Here is a 20,307-nt window from a genome sequence, read left to right on the forward strand (position 1 = left end):
ACATTTCCGAATTCCTTAACTTAAAATCATATCATCACGGTGGATGGCAACCGTTCCGTAATCATATCCCAAAATCTCTTTGATTTCCTTAGAATGTTTTCCTGCAATTTTCCTGAGCGCATCACTCGTATAGCAACTCACACCATGCGCAATATCTTTCCCAGAAGCACTCCGAATGCGCACAACAACGCCTCTCGAAAAATCACCTTTTACAGAGACAATGCCTTTTGGCAGCAAAGATTTTCCATGCTTTAAAACGGCCTCAATTGCGCCGTCATCCACTTGAATATCTCCCGCAGGCGGAGGGCCAAAAAGCCATCTTTTCCGGCTTTCAACAGGCACTTCCGGAATATGGAAACGTGTTCCAACAGGCCGTCCGGCAACAACATTGCCAATCACCCCAACCTTACTCCCAGAGGCAATAATGACCTCCACGCCAGATCGGATAGCAACCTGTGCGGCTTGAATTTTTGTACTCATACCGCCTGTTCCCAAGCCTGAAATGCTGTCTCCCGCAATTTGACGGAGCTTATCATCCACCTTATCGACTTCTTGAATTAAGGTTGCCTCTGGATTAGTGCGGGGATCGGCAGAGAATAGTCCTTCTTGATCCGTCAAAAGAAGAAGCTTATCGGCATCCGCTAAAATCGCAACGAGCGAAGAAAGATTATCATTATCACCGACTTTAATTTCTTCGGTCGCAACGGCATCATTTTCGTTAATCACAGGGATAATGCCATTTTCAAGCAAAGCATGAAGCGTATCTCTCGCATTTAAAAAACGCTCACGGTCCTCCATATCTGCACGGGTCAAAAGCATCTGACCAATATTAATGTCATAGATGGAAAATAATTTTTCCCAAAATCCCATCAAACGGATTTGTCCGACCGCTGCAAAAAGGCGCTTATTACTAAATTTCTTTTTTAACTCAACATTTTTCAGAAGATCACGACCCGCAGCCACACCTCCAGAAGTCACAATAACAATACGGTGACCTGCTTTATGCAAAGGGGCGCATTCACGCACTATTTCCAAAATATGAGCATAGTTAAGACAAGAAGATCCGCCTGTAAGGACAGAAGTTCCTAATTTAATTACAAGAGTCTGCTTGCCTTTTTGCATAAATCCCCAAAAATCTTCAAAATAAAAGTGGTGCGCAATATAATAGCTGAAAAGAATAAGAAAAGCATCTTGTAATCTTAAAAGAGATGATTTTCCTCCAGAGATAAAACAACAATCTCTCAGAATAACAAAAAACCTTTTGCATTAGACAAATATTCTTAACTCCCGTGCTTCATACACAACAAATCTATGCTATGAATGGCCGCTTTGATATTTTGATAAAATTAAGATTATTATGCTTGCTCATCTGTTAACAAATTCTGGAATTTTGCTGGAAACAGCCTTTATTGACCTTTCTCTTGCGGGGGATAATGCAATCCTCCTCGCAATGGTTGTCCGTCATATTCCAGAAAAAGACAGAAAATCTGCCTTGATTTTCGGAGCAGGTTTTGGCGCTTTTGTCCGCTGTGTTTTATCCTTTCTCCTTGTTCAGCTCCTGCGTTTTCCTGGCATCTCTTTAATTGGCGCTGTCTTGCTGCTTTGGGTTTGCTATACGCTCTATAAGGAAATTATTTCAGACGCTGAAACCGAAGATATGACGCCTGCGACATCCAAAAAAGATGCTATTTTTAAAATCATTGTTGCAGACGTTTCTATGAGCATCGACAATGTCCTTGGTGTTGCTGGCGCAACCTCTAACCACCCTGTCATCATGATTTTAGGGCTTATTCTAAGTGTTATTCTCATTATTCTTGCAACAGAGAAAATTACTAAGCTCTTAAATAAATATAAGTGGCTGAGCTGGATGGGACTCATCGTTATTTTATTTGTCTCATGCCAGATGTTCTATCATGGAACACTTCAAGTTTTACCTTATCTGCATAACTATTTCAGTTTCTCTTAAACGCTTTTTTTCTGCATTGATTTTAAAAAATTATGATAATTTAAAGGACATTTATTTTCATACAGACTGAAAAAAACGTAAGGGGAAAATTTATGAGCGTTCCTGTAAAACTAATCCAAAAAGAATTTTGGTATAGCCGGCATGGGCAGACCGCAGCGAATATTCATAAATTAGCCAATGGGCGTGTCGATGATCCTCTTACAGAGTTAGGAGAGACACAGGCAAAACAAGCTGGCGTTGCGCTCTCCGCTTATTTTAAAGACTCCGAGCATCCTTTTGAACGGATTGTCGCCTCCCCCCTAATCCGTGCAACAAAAACGGCTCAGCTTATTCAAGCGGAAATTCAAAAACGAACCTCTGTTTTACTGCCCTTAACAATCGATGAATCCCTTATTGAAGCCAATTTTGGAGAATATGAAGGCAAAAAACTGGAAGCTTGGTATGAGAACTGGCTTTTAGGAAAAGTTTTTCCAGAAAAAGGCGAAAGTTTCCAAGACCTTCAACAACGTGCAGGAGAAGCAGTTAATAAAATCAATCAACTTTCAGGCACATCTCTCATCGTAGCCCATGGCACTTTTTTTCGTGCCCTACGTTCGCTCATGGGATTAGACATCAGCCTTCACATTAAAAATGCAACGCCGATGAAAATCACTCCGCCTTCAAAAGAGGATAAAGGCTGGACTCTCTTCTCGCCAGAACTTCCCGTTAATTCCTAAAAATTTAGGCACACGAGAAATAGGCCAAGAACGCAATCTTCTTATAATTTATTAGGAGACGTGGAGATGGTGGACGCAACAGGGATTGAACCTGTGACCCCTGCCGTGTGAAGGCAGTGCTCTACCGCTGAGCTATGCGTCCTTACGCTCGAATTTCATCAAGAGCAGATAAAGTGCTTTTACCAGCTCACACAAGACTCAACAAGAGGTTTTTAAACAAAAAGGATACACCGAAATGTATCCTTTCTTGTCAGAATATTCTTTCGAAAAACTTATCATTGTTTTCCGTTTTCCAATTCTTTTACCAAACGGGCCTCACCGTAAACTTTGTTCAAAGCCTCCGCAATGGCGGCGGTATCCACAGAAACTGCCCGATTGACCTTCCCATCATAATAATAGTCGCCAACCAGCCCCTCAATATTTCCATCGAAAATCAGACCGACAGCGTCCCCCTTCTTATCAATCAAAGGCGATCCTGAATTACCGCCAATAATATCATTGGTTGAAACCAAGTTTACAGGAACAGAAGCGGTTAATTTTGATTCTGCCTTAACCCAAGAATCTGGCAGTTTGAAAGGCTCTTCACCTGTTGCATGGCGGTAGAGATTTTCAATATTAGTGAAGGGGGCAATCTCTTTGCCGTGCGCATTTGTCCAGCCTTTGACCTGCCCATAAGACAGACGTGGGGAGAAAGTGGCATCAGGATAGAGATTGCCATCTTGTTTCAAGCTCTTGGCCTGTTCAAAACGTGCTTTTCCAACGACTTCCCCAACTTTACGCAATGGAATTTCAACCTGATTGCGGTAATTGGTTTTAAAGTTATGATATGCAGGATAAATCCGTTTTGCATACGCAATTAAAGGATCTTTGGAGTCATCAATCGCTTTTTGTCCGCCCTCATAAAGTGCCTTACGATTTTTGGCGTCTCCGAGTTTCGTACCCTTAATCAGTCTTGCTGCCAATTTATCAGGATTTTCTTTCCCTAAAAGTAAAACTGGCAAATCAGCATTTGGCCCTAAAATCTGACGTCCGTAGGTTAAATCAAGCGCAAGATTGGCGGTTTCAAAATCAGAGTAGAAAGGTTTTTCTGCCAAAAGATTGGCTTCCAATGCGGGCAATTCACTGTCATGGAAACCGGCATCACGCTCTGCATCTGGTTTTTGACGCTGGTCAGCACTTTCAACCAAGGCCAAAGCCTCGTGCAATGCGCCACTTCTGGTTGTTACAGCCCAGATAAAGGCTTCATCACCAATTTTTTTCTGAACTGAAATAATTTTTTCAATCTCATCGAACGGCTTACCGTAAGCTTTTACACGCTCTGGAGAAGCCTTCATCCATTTTTCAAGAGAGGCATCTTGCTTTTCCCTGCTTTGAATAAATTGACTATCCGTCAAGGCATTACGTGTGCCAGAGATGGCTTTGAGAGAATTAAGCATGAAAAAGAGCGTATCCTGTGATTGAACACGATGTTCTGCGCTTTCATTGCCATACTGCCAAAGCATGCCCTCTTTCAAATTAAGATAATTCAGCAAGCGTGGATTATTCAAATCACGCTCTAAAATCAGCTGAGAGGCGGTATATTCACGCTGTGTCCGTCCCGGATTTCCAGAAGTAAAGACAAGGTCGCCTTCTTTTGGCCCATTTACATCAAATTTTAAAAATTCTGTATGGACAGGCTTTCCGTCCTCATAGGCACGCATAAAGGAATAATCGAGATCATACCGTGGATAGGTGAAATTATCAGGATCGCCCCCGAAATTCGCAATCGCCTGCTCCGGCGCAGTCACAATACGAATATCGTTATAACGGCGATAACGGTATAAAGCAGTCTTTCCCCCATGAAAAAGCGTCACAACATCACAACGCCATTTTGCCTTGTCTTCACCGACACATTCTTTGGTCACCTGCGCCTTATAGGCCTCTAACGCCTTATTATAAGCGTCCCCTTCTTTCCCTGCCGTAATTTGGCTGACTTTATCCGAAATATCCGTGATCTTATCGAGACGATCCACTTCTAGACCAGGGCATTGGCGTTCTTCTGCATTGCTTTTCGCAGAAAATCCATTTGTGTAATAATCATGTTTTTTATCGGAAATATCGCTTAGGCAAGGCACAGCGCAATGATGGTTTGTCATCACCAGCCCATCGCCAGAAACAAAAGACGCCGAGCAGCCCATGGAAAGACGTGCAGAAGACTTTGTTAAATGCTCAATCCAAGCCTGATCAGGCTCAAAGCCATATTTTGCCTTAATTTGGCTAATCGGAAGATGATCAAATGTCCACATCCCCTCTTCGGCATGGGCGGTTGAAAACGCCCCAAAAATCCCAGTGGACAAAAAGGATGCGCCCAAAAGACTTGCAAAAAACCGCCGCTTAGGTGAACGGGACAAAATAGACATTCACATTTCCCCTCATAATTTTATTTAATGATACCAGGCAACCAATCTGGCAAATAAACATCATAAGGGGAAGATAATAATGCATTTATTATTTTTAAATCGAAAACTCTTCACCCAGAACCCAATATTTTCTTTTAATCTCAGCAGTACCATAGTTAGAAGATTTACCGCATATCTTTTCTTGAAAGGCTTTATACTCGTTATCTATCTGATCATAATCCGCATCTCCTTCAACTATTGGATAAATTTTTGGATCAATTTCTAATAGTAGTCCTTTAAGTTTTGGCGTCGTCTCTCTTCCATCAGACCCATCTATTGCTTTCTGCTTCCGATGAAATGCCAAAGTATTTGGTTTATTATTGCGGTAATAACCAACAAATTTGGATGGCGTCCAAAAATAGTCTTCTCCAATCCTACTTTTTATAATCCAAATAGCGTCCCAAACCCTATCTTTGTACTCTTTTTCGTCTTCAGCAGTGCGTCTTAACCCAACAAAAGTATGAAATGCTCTGATGTTTTCAATAATCTCTTCTTTATTTTGAACAAGTCTTTTTGACATTCTAAAGCTCCATGTTAATTTTAATAAAGTACAAAAAAACGCTCTCCTACGGCTCATAATACCATGATAAATAAAAGAGACGCTACTTTAGCTCACAGGGAATAGTCATCACGAGAAAAAGCTTTTATTAATGCCTAACAAGTAAATAATTAACTTGAATATCTATATCAAAATGATCGCCCTTCATATCTTCAGGAACATCTGGCAGTTTTTGATCTTTGAAAATGCTGACAGTCGCCATATCCAGCGTGCCATATCCAGAAGAGCCTTTGATAAAGACCTGCTGGACATTGCCTTTGCGGTCAAGGCGGACATGTACAGCACTCGCCCCTTCCATTTCCTGACGCACGGCATCATCTGGGTAAGAAATATGCTCACGAATCCAAGTATCCAGCTCCGCACCATAACCAGAACTAACGCCTTTAATCGTTGTACTGCTGATGTAAGGTGTGCCCAATTTTCCATTTCCACTAAATGGTCCCATCCGTCCATAATCAATAGCACCTTTATTACCGCCTTTTTGCCCTTTTTTATGGCGCATATCAGACGGATCGCCATCAAAACTAACATCGCTTAAACTGGCAAAAGGATTATTTGCGCTTTTTGAATTGCTGAGTTTGGAAGTATTAGGTTTTACTTCTATTTTACCTACTGCAATTTGACTCTCTTTTTCTGAGCAAGGAACAAAGGTTAAATATCTCCAGCGTGAAAACTCTTTATCCATTGCACCAGAAACAATCGTACACGTATTTCTATATTCTCCTTCATCAGAGTTCTTCCATTTGGTCACTACACTCATTTTCTTCCAAGATAACTGGCGTCCCTTAAAATCCTTTATTCCATCTAGTAATGGAACATAGGAGCTTTCGACAATTTCCCAGCCAAGATTAGATTTTATACCTAAAGAAGATAGGAAATCAGTAGCTTCTTGCACTTCGTTTTGATCTGAACTTTTATTGTTTTGTGTTTTCACGATCCAAGCAGCTCTGTTTAATTTTTCTTTAAAATCACCAAACAAAGCTAAGTCGATAGGACTATTAGAATGCAAAACAGAACTAACAATCGCAGCAGTAGCGTATGAGGGAGGCAAAGCGAATAGCAATATTGTCCCTATAATTTTTAGTTTCATTTGAATCAAAACCCAAACATGTGGTCTAAAGAGAAACGATCTCCTAAACCCATAATACCATGATAACCAAAAAGGCGGACTGTTTTATCTCGGATAAGGACGTATCCGCCTTCGCCAGCTTCTTTTAATTTTTCACCGAAAATTTCATGTGGTTTAATCAGAAAAGAGCCGTTTGGTTGAAGGTGAATTTCTTTTTTTGCAATTTCTTTTCCGGCCTCATTGATTAAAATCAATTTTGTTTCAGAAGGGAAATTTTCTGCGCTGGAAGTCTTTGAGCAAGGGTAAATCAGCCAACAGAAACTCTTTAGACTTTCTTTTTCTGTTTCATAGCCAATTTTTAAGAAAATGCGTGTGCTAAGTCCCGGGGCTGATCCTGCGTAAGATTGCGGTTCATTCCGCCAGACCATCTGCGTATTATAAATATGTCCGCCAAAGCTTGTTTCCGCCATGTGGCCTGTTTTTTTATGTTTAAAGCGAATTGTCGCATGCAGCCAGCCATCTGGCGCTCCACCCTCTTTCAAATCATAAAAAAGGTTGCCATGCCCTGCCTCTTTTGCCCATTCGTGCAAGGGAAATGCTTCTTTAAAATCTCTGGGTAAATTTCCTAAAAAATGTACAGAATTCTCTTTTCCGTTTTCATTATAAAGTGCAACGCTTAAAGGAAGTGTTTTTACTTTTTCAGACATAGGATTGGGCTGAAGCCATGTTTCATATTCATCTGGATTTAAAATTGGAAAGGGTAAAATAAAGCCTCTTCCGACCTCTTTGAGGGGCGTTCCGATTTCTTCTGCTGGTATTAAATCTGAACGCTCAACGTTTAAATGCGCAATGCGTGTTTTTTCGCCCTTCACAATTTCATAACGGGGGCGCACAACATAATTTCCCCCCATCATTTCAAACTGGGCTGGCCATTTCATCTCTGGGAATAAAGCGCCAACATCCAATGCTTTTGTCGCATAAGGCGCAATCTCATGCGGTAAACACCTCATCTCCTCTCGATGGCCCATTGGACAAAATCCAATACCGTCTTTAGGAATTGGCATTGCATGGCTGTTTTGTATCCAAACAATCAATTTTTCATCTTTTTCAGGAGCTGGCAAAGAGGAAAAATAACGTGAGGGCCAGCTATTAGCATCATGAGTAACAGAAAGGGACGGATTCTCACCCTTCCCCCAAACATCAAGGGCATATTTTAAAACATCGTGCCCAGCGCCTCCCTGTACATGGATAAAAATCTGACCTGTAAAATCTGGCAGATTAAAACGTGTTTTGATTTCACGGCTATCAATGATAACGCCTGCATCTTTTCCCTTTGGCGTTTCAATCCAATCTTGTAAAACCTGTCCTTTTTCATCGAATAAACGGCACCAATAGGCAATTTTCTGTCCGCCATAGCCTGTCCAGTAATTCGCCGTTGTGAGGCGTGTATGAAAGGCTTCATTTTCTCTAAAAAAAGCGAAATTCGTTACAAAATTGCATTTATCTAAATAAGAACGCCCTGCCCGTGTAAATTCCCTCGGCAGACGGGCCTTTCCTAAATCATAAAATTCCCACTCTTTTAAAAAATTTCCTAAGCGGTCTTTCACTTTTTCGCCATCAAAGGAAAGTACAAGCAAGGGCTTTTTAGGAAAGTGCTTCATCTCAAGCAAAGAGTGTAACTTTCCGCCCTGTCCATCTTCTTTCCCGATCTGATCCACTTCCTGTGTGAAAATTTTAGAAGGGGAAAAGGTGGGATAAAGGGCTTTTAAATCTTCAAAATAACCATGCGGATCAAAAAGATAAAATTCTTTTCCTTGAAAGAAGGCTTCCAGCTCAAAAAGCGCTTTTGCCGCTAGCGGATGGGTTAAAGCCTTATATAAAACATTGCCGTTGCCGCCTTTGGCGCTAAAAGTCTGAAGGTTTAGCATGGTTCATTTCCCAAAACAGATAAATGCTTTCCATCAGCACATTCTTCGCCTTAAAGCAGAAACCGTTTTTGAATTTCAGCGACCGCTTTATCTCCACTGTCGAGTGGCTGAAATTCGCCTAGTTTCATATCGGACGTGAAAGCTTGCGCCCGCCCTGTACTAAACAGGAATTTATGAAATTTTTCCAGTTTTTTAGAATGCCCTTTTAGAGAAAAAATTCCCAAAGCGGCTTTCGTTGCGGCCGCCTCAGACAACATGGAAACGCTGTCCTCTGTTACACATAAAACATCACAACAAGCCAAAACCCCCTTATAGGGATTTTCTCCTTCTCCTTTCCAAAATGTTACAGGCAGGTTTTGAAGATGTTCCTCTAAAATTCTGAGAATAAACTCTGGTGTTCTGCGAGAAGCGACAATAATGGCATAGGCTGATTTTTTTGTTAAAAACGCCCTGATTTCTTGAGAGAGCCTCTCTGCACATTCCCTGTCAAAAATATGCCGTCCATTATTTCCCCCAAGCAAAACGCCCAAAAAAGGTGTCTTCCTTTCTTGATTAAGCTTATTTTGCCAGTTCAAAAATTCTTGTTTCAAAACAGCCCCGGTAATGCCGTGCAAAGCCATTGGCAGAGATAAAATATTCTGACCGCTGATTTCATCATGGTCTCCCGATAAAATCAGGGCATATTTTTTAAAATTCCTTCGGGGATTTTGAATCTGAATGATAGGCAAATCGTATTTATCTGCCAGCATCAACCCTATCCACCCACCAAAGCCCCCAATAGAAAGGACAATATCCGTCTCTTTATCTAAAACAGGCAACCGCTTTTTAAAAAAGATTTTTACCAGCCAAAACGGCATTAAGCGCAAGGCCTGCATCGTTAATCTGGAAAAGTTTCGATAAACAGGATAGAATCGCCCCTCCCAGCCTAAGCGCTCAACCAATCCAAAAAGCTGCGCCTGCATTCCTACAAAATCTTCGCCGATTAAGGCGGCTTTCCGGATTTTATTTTTTCGCATTCTGCCCATAACTTTACGCTCTAAAAAACATCTTCGAATTTATGACTGAACAAAACGCTCAAAAAAACGATAACGGCCCCTCCTCCTTCAGAGGCTTTAACCTTTCTCCCACTCTTATAGAGATTTTGGAAAAAAATAAATTTGAACGCCCTTCCAAAACACAAGCAAAACTGCTTCCTTCTCTTTTAAAAAATTCCCGTGCTTTACTCCAAGCACCAACAGGAACAGGTAAAACCCTTACCTTTCTCTTACCTGGCATTGAACATCTCCTCCATTTTTATACGCAGGATTTCCAAGCGTATCAGGGGGATGCTCCATTATTTCTTATTATTTCCCCCACAAGAGAACTGGTTCGCCAAACAGGTGCAATGTTAAAAAAACTCTGTAAAGAGTTGAATTTTAACGTGCTTATTTCCTTTGCAGGCAGTCATGATCCAGAAGATTTTTCGCCTGCTGATGCAGATATTATTGTCGCAACGCCAGGACGTATTTTAACCCTTTTAGAAAAAGGCATTATTCCTAGCACACGCCTCTCTTTCGTGGCCTTTGATGAGGCTGACCGCCTTTTCTCACCTGAATTTATCGAAGAGACGCATCTTCTAAACAGTTTTTTCCCTGAAAATATCTCGCTTTTTCTTATTTCAGCTACTTTTGCACCTGAAATTAAGCAGGAAATCAAAAATTGCTTTGGAGAAATGCCCCTTTTCACACTCCAAGACGCAAATCCTGAAAAAAAACTGCCGCCAATCCGCCAACAGGCCGTTATCTTAGGGAGTATCAAAGAAAAGCTTCCCCTTATTCTGACGCAGGCAGAGCAAAGCCAACTTCCCAAAGGAACAGTCCTTTTTGCAAACACACGAAAAGAAACCGAACTCTTATTTAAAGAACTCCGTAAAATCGCACCGCAAAACGCTCAGCCTGTTCTTCTACATGGGGGGCTAACGGAAGGTCAGCGCAAAAGCGCAATGCGCACTTTTGAAGAAGGGAAATCGCATTGGCTTATCACCACAGATGTGACCGCAAGAGGACTTAATCTTTCAAAAGTCACCCTCATTCTCAATTACGATCTTCCAAAAACAACAGATGCCTATATCCACCGCATTGGCCGTACAGGACGTGCCGGCAAAAGGGGCGAAAGCATTTCTTTTATCGCCCCAGAAGACCGTAAAATTTTACTCGAACTGGAACGCAAACTCGGACAACATATCCGTGCAATCACACCTGCACAATTCTCAAAAGAAATGAAGAAGCTTGCAAATTAAGCTTCTTCATCTTTATTTCAGAAATTTTTATCCCCAAGGCCTGCTGTAAATTGGAAATTTGCGTGTGAGATCAGAAACCTCTCTACGGACTTTTTCCACCACAGAAGATTTATGGCGTCCTTGCGTTAAAACCTCATCAATCCAATGAGCAATCTGTTTAAATTCTGTGGTTCCGAATCCCCTTGTCGTGGCCGCAGGACTTCCCAAACGAACCCCAGACGTCACCATAGGTTTTTGAGGATCAAACGGAATAGCATTTTTATTAACCGTTAACCCTGCACGGCCAAGAAGTTCTTCAGCCTCTTTTCCTGTAATGTCTTTAGGGCGTAAATCAACAAGTAAAAGATGGGTATCTGTTCCACCTGTTACGAGATCAAAGCCTGCCTGCGATAAACCTTCAGCCAAAGCATTCGCATTTGCCAAAACCTGTTTCTGATACGCTCCGAAAGAGGGCTTTAACGCCTCTCCAAAAGTTGCCGCTTTGCCAGCAATGGCTTGAAGCAAAGGACCACCTTGTAACCCTGGGAAAACAGCCGAATTCATCTTTTTTGCAATATCCGCATGATTGGTCAAAATAATTCCGCCCCTCGCACCCCGTAAGGTCTTATGCGTTGTGGAGGTCACAATATCGGCATATTCCAATGGATTAGGATAAAGCCCTGCGGCGACTAAGCCTGCAAAATGCGCCATATCCACCATGAAAAAAGCGCCTACCTCATCTGCAATTTTACGGAAGCGTTTAAAATCAATAATGCGTGCATAAGCTGACCCGCCTGCGATAATCAGCTTAGGGCGCTCTGTTCGAGCCTTTTCTTCCATCTCATCATAATCAAGTGTGCCGTCTTCCTTCTTAACGCCGTAACTCACGGCCTCAAACCATTTTCCTGAGAAATTGGGTTTAGCCCCATGGGTAAGATGCCCCCCTGCTGGCAAAGACATTCCCAAAACCTTCTCCCCTGGATTCAGGGTAACCATGTAAGCGGCCATATTCGCAGCAGAACCGCAATGCGGCTGAACATTCACATAACCAGCCTTAAACAGTTTCTTGAGACGTTCTCTTGCTAAATTTTCTAACAGATCCGCACATTCGCAACCGCCATAATAACGTCTCTCTGGCAGTCCTTCGGCATATTTATTGGTAAAAACAGATCCTTGCGCCTCTAATACAGCCCTAGAAACCATATTTTCCGAAGCAATCAGCTCAATGCCGTCCTGCTGACGGTACAGTTCCTGCAAAATAATATCGCTTAATTCGGAATCCTCTGCCCTCAAAGAACCTTCAAAAAATGTTTGACAATCAAGATGGGAGGAATGAGGCATGAATCAATTTATCCTTTAAAATAATAGTCCTAGCCAAAGCAGAGAGTTGAATATTTAAAATCCACCGCTCCTTGCTACGATCTACGATAAAATATCTCCAAAAATAGCTTAACATCGTCAACTCTTAATTTGGAAATATTTCTGTGAAAGCAAAAAAATGCTGTCAAGCGACCTTTTTATTTCTATCTCTAACATCCTGCGACATGTTTCTTTCTGATCATGTACAAGGCGTAAACGGAAATTTCTTTTACGTGGGAGGACCCAATTGCGTTCGTTATAGTACATATAGCTCAAATAATCCTCAAACAATTTCCTGTTTTAATTCAAAAAAACAATTTACTGGCAATAGACCTGCCTTAACAGCAATGGAAGTTCAGGTTGCTTTGCAAAGAGAAGCTATGGCTCACGAACAAGCACAGCAAAATATGAATTCACTAAATAGAAGCCTAGCAATTCAAAATCAGGGTTTAGCTATTGAAAATGGTTTAAGCATGCAAGGAATAGCAATTGGTAATGGATTAGCAGCTGGGCGATATTAATTTATAAACTTTTAAACTTAAGCTATAAGAAAAAAGGCTCATTAAAGGTCTCTGTTGAGCTTTACACAAAATAATCGTGAGTTTTTCTTATGGCACTTTCCTACTCTCCTTCCTTCCCCCTTTCCCGCCCACGTCGAACACGTCAAAACCCTTCCATTCGGGCGATGGTGTCGGAAAATCATTTGAGCCCAAAAGACCTCATTTGGCCTATTTTCATCACTGAAGGTAAAGCAGAGAAAACAGCCGTCCCGTCAATGCCGGGTGTGAACCGCCTTTCCATAGATCTTGCCGTAGCCGCAGCGAAAGAGGCAATTTCTCTTGGCGTTTCCACGATAGCCCTCTTCCCAGCAACACCGGCGCACTTACTTGATGAAAAAGGATCTGAATCGCTCAATCCAGACAATCTTGTTTGCCAAGCAACAAGAGCGCTGAAAGACGCTTGTCCTGATCTCACGCTTATCGGAGATGTCGCCCTAGATCCCTATACTTCTCATGGCCATGATGGAATCGTTAGAGATGGCTATATCCAAAATGACGAAACAGTCGAAATTCTTATCAAGCAATCTATTAACCAAGCGAAAGCGGGGATGGATATCATTGCCCCCTCTGACATGATGGATGGCCGTATCGGTGCAATCCGCAAAGGCTTAGACGAAGCAGGATTAGAGCTAACCTGTATCATGTCTTATGCGGCCAAATATGCCTCTGCTTTTTATGGGCCATTCCGTCAGGCTGTCGGTGCAGGCAACAGACTTTGCAGTGGAAAAGAAACCTATCAAATGGATTCTGCAAACTCGGACGAAGCCTTACGGGAAGTTGGTTTTGATCTGCAAGAAGGTGCAGATATGATCATGGTAAAACCTGGTATGCCTTATTTGGACATTATTCGGCGTGTTCGGGACAATTTCAATGTGCCCCTCTTTGCCTATCAAGTTTCTGGAGAATATGCCATGCTGGCTGCCGCTTTTGAAAATGGCTGGCTTAACCGAGAAAAATCTATCCTTGAAAGCCTGCTTGCGTTTAAACGTGCAGGCTGTAACGGTATTTTAACTTATTTTGCACCTGAAGCCGCCCGTCTCCTTCAAAAATAGAAAGAGCTTGTCATGTTCGGTTTTTTATCTCGCTTTTTTTCCAAAAAAGTACCCCATCCTTCTTCTTTTCAAGTTCAAAATAGAAGAGATGCTTATGATGCTGGAATCGAAGCCGAGATAAAAGCCGAGACACTTTTGAAAAAAATGGGATTTAAAATTCTTGCACGGCGTTTTAAAACGAATCTTGGAGAAATTGATCTCCTCGTTGCGAATTCAAAACTCCTCATTGCGGTGGAAGTAAAGAAACGCAAGACACTCGACGAAGGAAAGCTTGCATTGCGGCCACGTCAATGTCGTCGAATTGCGAATGCCTTGAAAATCGGACTTGCACAAAATCCATCATGGGAACGTGAAAATATACGTTTTGATCTCATCGCCTTTAATAATGAGGGCACTTTTTGTCATGTTCCAAATATTATTCACGAATATGAAATCTAAAAAAAGTCCTTCTAATATTAGAAGGACTTTCTATAAAGACTGAAATCAACCCCGACGCAAATTATCAAGCTGATTAAGTAAATGAGACCCACTCTTACGATAGACAGCCCGCTTAATCGTTGCCGAGTGCCCTAATTTCTTAGGGTGATATGCAACCTGATGAATGCCTGCAGGTTTGAAAGAACGTTTAGGCGTTTTGGAAGCTTTAAAAGAAGAAGCCTTTTTAGGTGCATAGTAGACCTGAACAGAATCGCTAATCAAAGCCGAAAATGTTAATTTTTCAGCTTCTGATTTATCCAAAATCCGAGCTGCGAAAGCAGACGTCCCACACATAAGAGCCGTACTGCCGCCAATTGCAGAAATTAAGAGGAAAGATAGAACAGATCTCTTCAGCATAACAAAATCCTTTTAAGCTTCAGAAGGATTAAGAGAGATTCCTTTCTCCTCTAAAAGCGTTTTGAGCTCCCCGTTCTGATACATCTCAATCAGAATATCACACCCACCGACGAACTCACCTTTAACATAAAGCTGTGGAATCGTTGGCCAATTCGTAAAATCTTTGATTCCCTGCCGGATCGCATCGTCTTCGAGTACGTTGAATGTCTCAAATTCAACACCTAAACGCAATAGGATTTGTACGACTTTAGAAGAAAATCCACATTGTGGAAAATTCTTAGAGCCTTTCATAAAAAGCATAACAGGATTTTCCGAAATCAGTTTCTCAATAACAGGGAAAGCAACGTTTGACATATAATACCTTAATTCGTTTTAAATTTAATAAACTTACGCTTCTTCTGGTGGGAGATAGGTCTTCAATGCCATCGCATGTAACTCTCCTCCCATTTTTCCATCTAGAGCAGCATAAACAAGCTGGTGTTGCGCAATTCGACTCTTTCCCTTGAACGCCGAACTGCACACTTCACAGCTATAATGATCCCCATCGCCAGCCAAATCCCGAATCAGAACCTCGGCATCAGGCAAAGCGGCTTTAATCATTCTTACAATTTCATCTTCATGCATTGCCATGAAAATAATCCCCCCATTTAAAATTATTGTGCTTTTTGGGCTTCTGTTTCTGGTTTCTCAGCCGCTGCCCCCTGACATGGATAACTCCCATGAAGCGCAAGATAAACGGCTTTGCCAGCAGGTGCCTTACCCGTTTCAGGGTGGGCTTTTAACCATGCGGACACCAAGCCCCTCATCTGCCCAAGGCTTTGTGCCGGTGGAACGCAAAAAGCCTCAGGGACAGCTTGACGCGTCACTTTTTCATCATATTTCGCAGCCCAAACCTCGCTATCTGCGACACCCGATAGATAAGCATCGCAAATAGGAAACTGCTTTGGCGTACTGCACAAATGATTCAGCGTTTCACCATTTATTTTTGAAATACGCTGCGCAGAGGCCTGTGGAGAGGAAAAGAAAAAACAGGCTGCTGGTAGCAAACTTGCTAAAAGAACAGACTTTTTAATTGAAAACTTCATACAATCTTTACCTCAATAAACCTAACAACTTCCTCCTTTTAAAGGAGAAAATGCTGAAGAAAACAAGTTTAATCTATTTGCAACAGCCTGATAATAGGCTTCCGATCGGTTTTGGTAAAAAAGATTTTCCCCCATCACCAAGTCACAATTATCAGCAGAAATCTCATCGGCAATCACCAGTGAAAAATCCTCCTCGTCCCATAGCCTTCCAAAACGAAAACGCACCGCTGCCAAATTAATTCCCTCAGCAAAAAAAACACCAGATAAAAAATAATTTGCCCTCAATGCCATCAACTTCATATCTTCAAGCTCATGCGGACAAATCCAATCAAAAAGCGATAGATGCTCCTCATTTACCAAAACACTTTCTCCATCTTCTGAAAGATAGCGATATTCGACCAAGGCTCTTGGTAAAAATGCCCCTTCAAGAAGATTAAAATGCTTGGCGAAGGCGCCATAAGCCATGTTTCTAATTTTAATTTCTAAAGGAATAGCTTCTGTTTCTTGAATAAGCTGCTCTCGCATATTCAAGCGCTTAATGAATTGATTATCAACACCCATGCGCTGTAAACCAGACATTAAAAACTCACTTAGACGATTGTTGATAACGCCACGTCCCGAAATAACCTCTTCCCCAACGGCATCTTTGGATGGAAATTCATCTTTAAAATATTGAATCAATGTGCCTGGTTCAGGGCCAGCAAATAAAATCTTACCGTTTCCCTCAAATACAGGGCGCCGTCTCAAAATTGGACTCACCCAATCCTCCTATCTATTTTTGAAGAGACACTCTAGAGAAAAAATATCTATAAACATAGAGAGGCGAAGACTATATCACCTCTCTTTAGGAAAACGATGCGAAACAGCAACTAAAAAAGACGATTAAAAATTTCATCTACGGCTTTGTAATGCGCCTCTGAGGAAAAAACGTTTTCTAAGGCTTTCTGAAATCTGTCAGACTGTAATTGAGGATGTTTTTTTAAGCGTGTTTCAAAACGATTGGATAATTGATCCAAAGAGGACTTTTGTCCTCCTAAGCCATTCCACGTTTCCATTGCAGCCTCTTGTACAATTTTATAAGCATCTTCACGAGAAAGACCACTTTCTGCTAAGGCTAAAAGCGCCTGCCCAGAATGATAAAGCCCGCCTTGACTCTCTAAATTTACAAACATTTTTTCAGGATAAATTTGTAACTTTTTAATTACAGACGCCACGCGAACCAAGGCAAAATCTAGCGCTTGTGTCGCATCGGGACAAATATTTCTCTCAACAGAGGAATGACTAATATCCCTTTCATGCCACAGGACAACATCTTCAAGAGCAGGCGTCACCGTTGAGCGTACCAAACGTGCCAATCCTGTTAAATTTTCTGACAAGACAGGGTTACGTTTATGCGGCATTGCAGAGCTTCCCTTTTGTCCTTTATGAAAAAACTCTTCTGCTTCCGAAACCTCAGAGCGTTGCAAGTGGCGAACTTCCACCGCCAAACGCTCAATTGAAGAAGCGATAACGCCTAACGTGCAAAAAAATGCCGCATGGCGATCTCTTGGAATGATCTGCGTTGAGACCGTCTCAGGCTGTAGAGAAAGACGTTTTGCTACCAGTTTTTCAATCTCTGTTCCGATATGGGCGTATGTCCCAACAGCTCCAGAGATGGCACAAACAGAGATTTCCTTACGCGCTTGTATCAAGCGGTCACGATTGCGCTTAAATTCCGCATAATATCCTGCCAATTTGAGGCCAAATGTCGTTGGCTCTGCATGAATTCCATGGCTGCGCCCAATTGTCTTTGTATATTTATGTTCTTCGGCTCTTAGGCGCAGTGCTTCTAACAGCGCCTCAATATCCTTCAAAAGCAAATCCGTAGCTCTTGTTAATTGAACCGAAAGAGTCGTATCTAAAATATCAGAAGAAGTTAAGCCCAAATGAACAAAACGGCTATTTTCACCAACCCGTCGGCCTAGCCATGTCAAAAATGCAATAACATCATGCCGCGTTTCCCGTTCAATTTCGGCAATTTCTTGCAGATCCTCATTGCTAAATTTTTGGATTGCCTCTTGCCCTTTTTGACGCACAGCAAGCGCTGCTTCCATTGGAATCCGTTTACGCTCAGCCATTGCCTCACAAACAAGTGCTTCGATTTCAAACCAAATTGCAAAACGGCTTTCGTCTGACCAAATTTTTGACATTTCTGGGCGGGTGTAACGTGGAATCATTTAAAAAAATAACTTTCTTTTAAAAATAAAAATTGCTTAAATTTTACAAAGACACTTCTTACAATGGATAATAAAGAGATAAACAGCTAAAGAATATATAGAAAGCCATTATTACATTTTACTCATAACAAGTCAGTCAATTCTGTGGATCACGCTCAAATTTTACATAATTTAATCCTTGTCGCAGAGGTTCTGCTCTTAGATTTATCTTTGGCTGGAGACAATGCTATTGTTATTGGAATGGCTGTGAAGGCTCTTCCTGAAGGGCAAAGACGTCCTGCTATTTATGCGGGAATTGGTCTAGGCGCTATTCTGCGAATTTGCCTAGCCCTCATTGCGATTGAACTTCTAACCTATCCAATCGTTTCTTTTTTAGGAGGGATTGCCCTTATTTGGATTTGTTGGGGCATTGGACGCGATCTCATAAAGAAACAAGATGACAGCGATGAGATTCCTGATTCGGATAACGTTCTAGATGCTATTCTTAAAATCGTTATTGCCGATCTATCCATGAGTATTGATAATGTCATTGGTGTTTCAGGAGCTGCTGAAGGACACCCCATTATCTTAACCATTGGCCTAGCGGTTAGCGTTTTGCTGATGGCTGTTGGCGCTGAATTAATCGCGAAAATTTTAGATCGCTATCCATGGCTTGGCTGGGGCGCACTCTTATTGATTGCAAATATAGCAATCCAGCTTCTCTGGCGGTCTGTTCCTCTGTTAATGAACTACTTCTTATGAGAAAATAAAAAAAGCCCTTCAAAATGAAGGGCTTTTGAGTAGACAGATTGATTTATCTCTTACCGTATTTTTCTTCAGCTCTGTTTAAAAAAGCATCTATCATCTTACGGCTATTTTCAGCAAACAAACCACCAGCCATTTTTCCTAGAATAATAGAACGAAATTCAAAATCTACCTGACACTCAACAAAACACCCTCCCTCAGGAAGAGGCTTTAGTTTCCATTCACTTCTCAAATTTTTAAATGGGCCATCTTGAGATATCGAAAGAACACTTTCATTTGGAAAGAGATAAACATGACTTTCATAAGATTCCTTTAAAAAGCCACTCCCCACCGTCATTTTTCCAAGAAATTCATTTTCTTTAATAGGTTTTACAGTTGATTCAAGACACCAAGGCAAAAAATCTGGATAAGCCGCAACATCTGCAATAAGTGCAAAAAACTCCTCAACACTATATGGGATAACCTTACTTTCTTTTACCGTTGCCATTATTTTACTTTCTTATCAAAATAAAAACTCAATTAAAGAGCTCTAAAAGCCTCTTATCGCTATCTTCGGCTTAAAATGCGCTCCTGACGTTCTTTTTGCAACTGTGCAAAATCTTTTCCAGCATGATACGAGGATCTTGTCAAAGGAGAGCAGCTTGCCAATAAAAAGCCCTTTCTTTTTGCGATTAAAGCCTGTTTCTCAAACCATTCTGGCGTTTTAAACTCTTTTACAGGCGCATGGCGTAAAGTTGGCTGCAAATATTGCCCCATTGTTAAAAAATCAACATCAGCACAACGCATATCATCTAAAATTTGAGAAATTTCCTCATCATTTTCACCCAAACCGACCATAATCCCAGATTTTGTAAAAACGGAAGGATTCAATTCCTTGGCTTTTTGAAGCACCCTTAAAGAATGGTAATATCGCGCTCCAGGCCGAATAGAAGGATATAACCTCGGAACGCACTCAATATTATGGTTAAAAACATCTGGAGAAGCCTCCATGAGACTCTCCAAAGCGCCTTCTTTTCGCAAAAAATCTGGCGTCAGCACTTCAATTGTTGTCTGAGGGCTAATTTTTCTAACGGCCTCAATAACCTCTGCAAAATGCCTTGCCCCACCATCTGGCAGATCATCCCTATCAACCGAAGTAATAACAACATGGCTAAGCTTCATCTCAGCCGTCATTTTGGCAACTTCTTCTGGCTCTTTTTCATTTAAAGGCAGAGGTTTGCCTGTAATAACATTGCAAAAAGCACAAGCTCTTGTGCAGATCTCCCCCATAATCATGAACGTTGCCTGCCCAGAATTCCAACATTCACCAATATTAGGACAAGCCGCCTCTTCGCAAACGGTTGAGAGAGTGCGCTTACGCATATCTTTAACGAGACGCTCGTATCCTGCGCCAACCGGCGCACGAACCCTGAGCCAATCTGGCTTTTTAGGAGAGGGTTGTAAAGGATTACGCATCTTTTCTGGATGACGAACTTTTTCTTGCTTGCCATCATGCCGCACTATAATACGCCGTGTCATGCGAAA

The 20,307-nt window shown here is 41.6% G+C and carries 22 protein-coding genes and 1 tRNA gene; 7 read left to right on the plus strand and 16 right to left on the minus strand.

Annotated elements, in window-relative coordinates; translation table 11 throughout:
• Positions 1-15: 15 nt before the first annotated feature.
• Entirely contained in the window at positions 16-1,122 is a 1,107-nt protein-coding gene (gene proB / locus FAI40_00845; protein QCE34000.1) for a glutamate 5-kinase, read from the minus strand.
• A gap of 235 nt (positions 1,123-1,357) precedes the next feature.
• On the opposite strand from proB, the gene FAI40_00850 reads away from it, so the two are divergent.
• A complete protein-coding gene (locus tag FAI40_00850; protein QCE34001.1) occupies positions 1,358-1,966 on the plus strand; it encodes a TerC family protein in 609 nt (202 codons plus the stop codon).
• 92 nt (positions 1,967-2,058) lie between these two features.
• Entirely contained in the window at positions 2,059-2,682 is a 624-nt protein-coding gene (locus FAI40_00855) for a histidine phosphatase family protein (protein QCE34002.1), read from the plus strand.
• Between the two features lie 67 nt (positions 2,683-2,749).
• Here FAI40_00855 and FAI40_00860 read toward each other — a convergent pair.
• The 6 genes from FAI40_00860 to FAI40_00885 form a co-directional block, all read right to left on the minus strand.
• A tRNA-Val gene (locus FAI40_00860) sits at positions 2,750-2,824 on the minus strand.
• A 133-nt stretch (positions 2,825-2,957) separates the two neighbouring features.
• A complete protein-coding gene (locus FAI40_00865) occupies positions 2,958-5,081 on the minus strand; it encodes a S46 family peptidase (protein QCE34003.1) in 2,124 nt (707 codons plus the stop codon).
• A 94-nt stretch (positions 5,082-5,175) separates the two neighbouring features.
• Positions 5,176-5,640: a hypothetical protein gene (locus FAI40_00870; protein ID QCE34004.1), complete on the minus strand. Its 465-nt coding sequence runs from the start codon at positions 5,638-5,640 to the stop codon at positions 5,176-5,178.
• 127 nt (positions 5,641-5,767) lie between these two features.
• On the minus strand, positions 5,768-6,769 hold the full coding sequence (locus FAI40_00875; GenBank protein QCE34005.1) for an energy transducer TonB: 1,002 nt from the start codon (positions 6,767-6,769) through the stop codon (positions 5,768-5,770).
• A 5-nt stretch (positions 6,770-6,774) separates the two neighbouring features.
• Positions 6,775-8,676, minus strand: a complete 1,902-nt coding sequence (locus tag FAI40_00880) for a hypothetical protein (GenBank protein ID QCE34006.1) — start codon at positions 8,674-8,676, stop codon at positions 6,775-6,777.
• A 50-nt stretch (positions 8,677-8,726) separates the two neighbouring features.
• Positions 8,727-9,701 (minus strand): hypothetical protein, encoded by a 975-nt coding sequence (locus FAI40_00885; protein QCE34007.1) that lies wholly within the window; start codon positions 9,699-9,701, stop codon positions 8,727-8,729.
• Positions 9,702-9,733: 32 nt separating this feature from the next.
• Between FAI40_00885 and FAI40_00890 the strand changes: the two genes are divergently transcribed.
• A complete protein-coding gene (locus tag FAI40_00890) occupies positions 9,734-10,954 on the plus strand; it encodes a DEAD/DEAH box helicase (GenBank protein ID QCE34008.1) in 1,221 nt (406 codons plus the stop codon).
• A 27-nt stretch (positions 10,955-10,981) separates the two neighbouring features.
• Here FAI40_00890 and FAI40_00895 read toward each other — a convergent pair whose 3' ends face one another.
• A complete protein-coding gene (locus FAI40_00895; protein QCE34009.1) occupies positions 10,982-12,274 on the minus strand; it encodes a serine hydroxymethyltransferase in 1,293 nt (430 codons plus the stop codon).
• Positions 12,275-12,477: 203 nt separating this feature from the next.
• On the opposite strand from FAI40_00895, the gene FAI40_00900 reads away from it, so the two are divergent.
• The 3 genes from FAI40_00900 (at position 12,478) to FAI40_00910 (ending at position 14,342) form a co-directional block, all read left to right on the plus strand.
• Positions 12,478-12,813 (plus strand): hypothetical protein, encoded by a 336-nt coding sequence (locus tag FAI40_00900; protein ID QCE34010.1) that lies wholly within the window; start codon positions 12,478-12,480, stop codon positions 12,811-12,813.
• A gap of 89 nt (positions 12,814-12,902) precedes the next feature.
• Positions 12,903-13,904: a porphobilinogen synthase gene (gene hemB, locus FAI40_00905; GenBank protein ID QCE34011.1), complete on the plus strand. Its 1,002-nt coding sequence runs from the start codon at positions 12,903-12,905 to the stop codon at positions 13,902-13,904.
• Positions 13,905-13,916: 12 nt separating this feature from the next.
• Positions 13,917-14,342, plus strand: a complete 426-nt coding sequence (locus FAI40_00910) for a DUF91 domain-containing protein (protein ID QCE34012.1) — start codon at positions 13,917-13,919, stop codon at positions 14,340-14,342.
• 45 nt (positions 14,343-14,387) lie between these two features.
• Here FAI40_00910 and FAI40_00915 read toward each other — a convergent pair whose 3' ends face one another.
• The 6 genes from FAI40_00915 to FAI40_00940 all read right to left on the minus strand — a co-directional run bounded on the left by FAI40_00915 (position 14,388) and on the right by FAI40_00940 (position 18,039).
• On the minus strand, positions 14,388-14,738 hold the full coding sequence (locus tag FAI40_00915) for a hypothetical protein (protein ID QCE34013.1): 351 nt from the start codon (positions 14,736-14,738) through the stop codon (positions 14,388-14,390).
• A gap of 12 nt (positions 14,739-14,750) precedes the next feature.
• Positions 14,751-15,092, minus strand: a complete 342-nt coding sequence (gene grxD / locus FAI40_00920) for a Grx4 family monothiol glutaredoxin (protein ID QCE34014.1) — start codon at positions 15,090-15,092, stop codon at positions 14,751-14,753.
• 33 nt (positions 15,093-15,125) lie between these two features.
• Positions 15,126-15,368: a BolA family transcriptional regulator gene (locus FAI40_00925; protein QCE34015.1), complete on the minus strand. Its 243-nt coding sequence runs from the start codon at positions 15,366-15,368 to the stop codon at positions 15,126-15,128.
• A 23-nt stretch (positions 15,369-15,391) separates the two neighbouring features.
• On the minus strand, positions 15,392-15,823 hold the full coding sequence (locus FAI40_00930; protein QCE34016.1) for a hypothetical protein: 432 nt from the start codon (positions 15,821-15,823) through the stop codon (positions 15,392-15,394).
• A gap of 21 nt (positions 15,824-15,844) precedes the next feature.
• On the minus strand, positions 15,845-16,582 hold the full coding sequence (locus FAI40_00935) for a phosphoribosylaminoimidazolesuccinocarboxamide synthase (GenBank protein QCE34017.1): 738 nt from the start codon (positions 16,580-16,582) through the stop codon (positions 15,845-15,847).
• A gap of 110 nt (positions 16,583-16,692) precedes the next feature.
• The gene (locus FAI40_00940) at positions 16,693-18,039 is read right to left on the minus strand and encodes an adenylosuccinate lyase (GenBank protein ID QCE34018.1); all 1,347 of its coding nucleotides are present in this window, start codon (positions 18,037-18,039) and stop codon (positions 16,693-16,695) included.
• Between the two features lie 144 nt (positions 18,040-18,183).
• Here FAI40_00940 and FAI40_00945 point away from each other — a divergent pair, with 144 nt between their 5' ends.
• Positions 18,184-18,780, plus strand: coding sequence for a TerC family protein (locus tag FAI40_00945; protein QCE34019.1), 597 nt, complete (start codon positions 18,184-18,186; stop codon positions 18,778-18,780).
• 52 nt (positions 18,781-18,832) lie between these two features.
• On the opposite strand, the gene FAI40_00950 is transcribed toward FAI40_00945, so the two are convergent.
• Together FAI40_00950 and lipA are read right to left on the minus strand one after the other, a co-directional pair.
• The gene (locus tag FAI40_00950) at positions 18,833-19,270 is read right to left on the minus strand and encodes a type II toxin-antitoxin system RatA family toxin (protein QCE34020.1); all 438 of its coding nucleotides are present in this window, start codon (positions 19,268-19,270) and stop codon (positions 18,833-18,835) included.
• 59 nt (positions 19,271-19,329) lie between these two features.
• Positions 19,330-20,301, minus strand: a complete 972-nt coding sequence (gene lipA / locus FAI40_00955) for a lipoyl synthase (GenBank protein ID QCE34021.1) — start codon at positions 20,299-20,301, stop codon at positions 19,330-19,332.
• Positions 20,302-20,307 lie beyond the last annotated feature (6 nt).

The organism is Acetobacteraceae bacterium (assembly GCA_004843345.1).
Taxonomy (GTDB): Bacteria; Pseudomonadota; Alphaproteobacteria; order Acetobacterales; family Acetobacteraceae.

Bases quoted from the DNA above. Each gene is read 5' to 3' on its own strand.
- proB (QCE34000.1), bottom strand. From the start codon at position 1,122: ATGCAAAAAGGCAAGCAGACTCTTGTAATTAAATTAGGAACTTCTGTC.
- FAI40_00850 (QCE34001.1), top strand. From the start codon at position 1,358: ATGCTTGCTCATCTGTTAACAAATTCTGGAATTTTGCTGGAAACAGCC.
- FAI40_00855 (QCE34002.1), top strand. From the start codon at position 2,059: ATGAGCGTTCCTGTAAAACTAATCCAAAAAGAATTTTGGTATAGCCGG.
- FAI40_00865 (QCE34003.1), bottom strand. From the start codon at position 5,081: ATGTCTATTTTGTCCCGTTCACCTAAGCGGCGGTTTTTTGCAAGTCTT.
- FAI40_00870 (QCE34004.1), bottom strand. From the start codon at position 5,640: ATGTCAAAAAGACTTGTTCAAAATAAAGAAGAGATTATTGAAAACATC.
- FAI40_00875 (QCE34005.1), bottom strand. From the start codon at position 6,769: ATGAAACTAAAAATTATAGGGACAATATTGCTATTCGCTTTGCCTCCC.
- FAI40_00880 (QCE34006.1), bottom strand. From the start codon at position 8,676: ATGCTAAACCTTCAGACTTTTAGCGCCAAAGGCGGCAACGGCAATGTT.
- FAI40_00885 (QCE34007.1), bottom strand. From the start codon at position 9,701: ATGGGCAGAATGCGAAAAAATAAAATCCGGAAAGCCGCCTTAATCGGC.
- FAI40_00890 (QCE34008.1), top strand. From the start codon at position 9,734: ATGACTGAACAAAACGCTCAAAAAAACGATAACGGCCCCTCCTCCTTC.
- FAI40_00895 (QCE34009.1), bottom strand. From the start codon at position 12,274: ATGCCTCATTCCTCCCATCTTGATTGTCAAACATTTTTTGAAGGTTCT.
- FAI40_00900 (QCE34010.1), top strand. From the start codon at position 12,478: ATGTTTCTTTCTGATCATGTACAAGGCGTAAACGGAAATTTCTTTTAC.
- hemB (QCE34011.1), top strand. From the start codon at position 12,903: ATGGCACTTTCCTACTCTCCTTCCTTCCCCCTTTCCCGCCCACGTCGA.
- FAI40_00910 (QCE34012.1), top strand. From the start codon at position 13,917: ATGTTCGGTTTTTTATCTCGCTTTTTTTCCAAAAAAGTACCCCATCCT.
- FAI40_00915 (QCE34013.1), bottom strand. From the start codon at position 14,738: ATGCTGAAGAGATCTGTTCTATCTTTCCTCTTAATTTCTGCAATTGGC.
- grxD (QCE34014.1), bottom strand. From the start codon at position 15,092: ATGTCAAACGTTGCTTTCCCTGTTATTGAGAAACTGATTTCGGAAAAT.
- FAI40_00925 (QCE34015.1), bottom strand. From the start codon at position 15,368: ATGGCAATGCATGAAGATGAAATTGTAAGAATGATTAAAGCCGCTTTG.
- FAI40_00930 (QCE34016.1), bottom strand. From the start codon at position 15,823: ATGAAGTTTTCAATTAAAAAGTCTGTTCTTTTAGCAAGTTTGCTACCA.
- FAI40_00940 (QCE34018.1), bottom strand. From the start codon at position 18,039: ATGATTCCACGTTACACCCGCCCAGAAATGTCAAAAATTTGGTCAGAC.
- FAI40_00950 (QCE34020.1), bottom strand. From the start codon at position 19,270: ATGGCAACGGTAAAAGAAAGTAAGGTTATCCCATATAGTGTTGAGGAG.
- lipA (QCE34021.1), bottom strand. From the start codon at position 20,301: ATGACACGGCGTATTATAGTGCGGCATGATGGCAAGCAAGAAAAAGTT.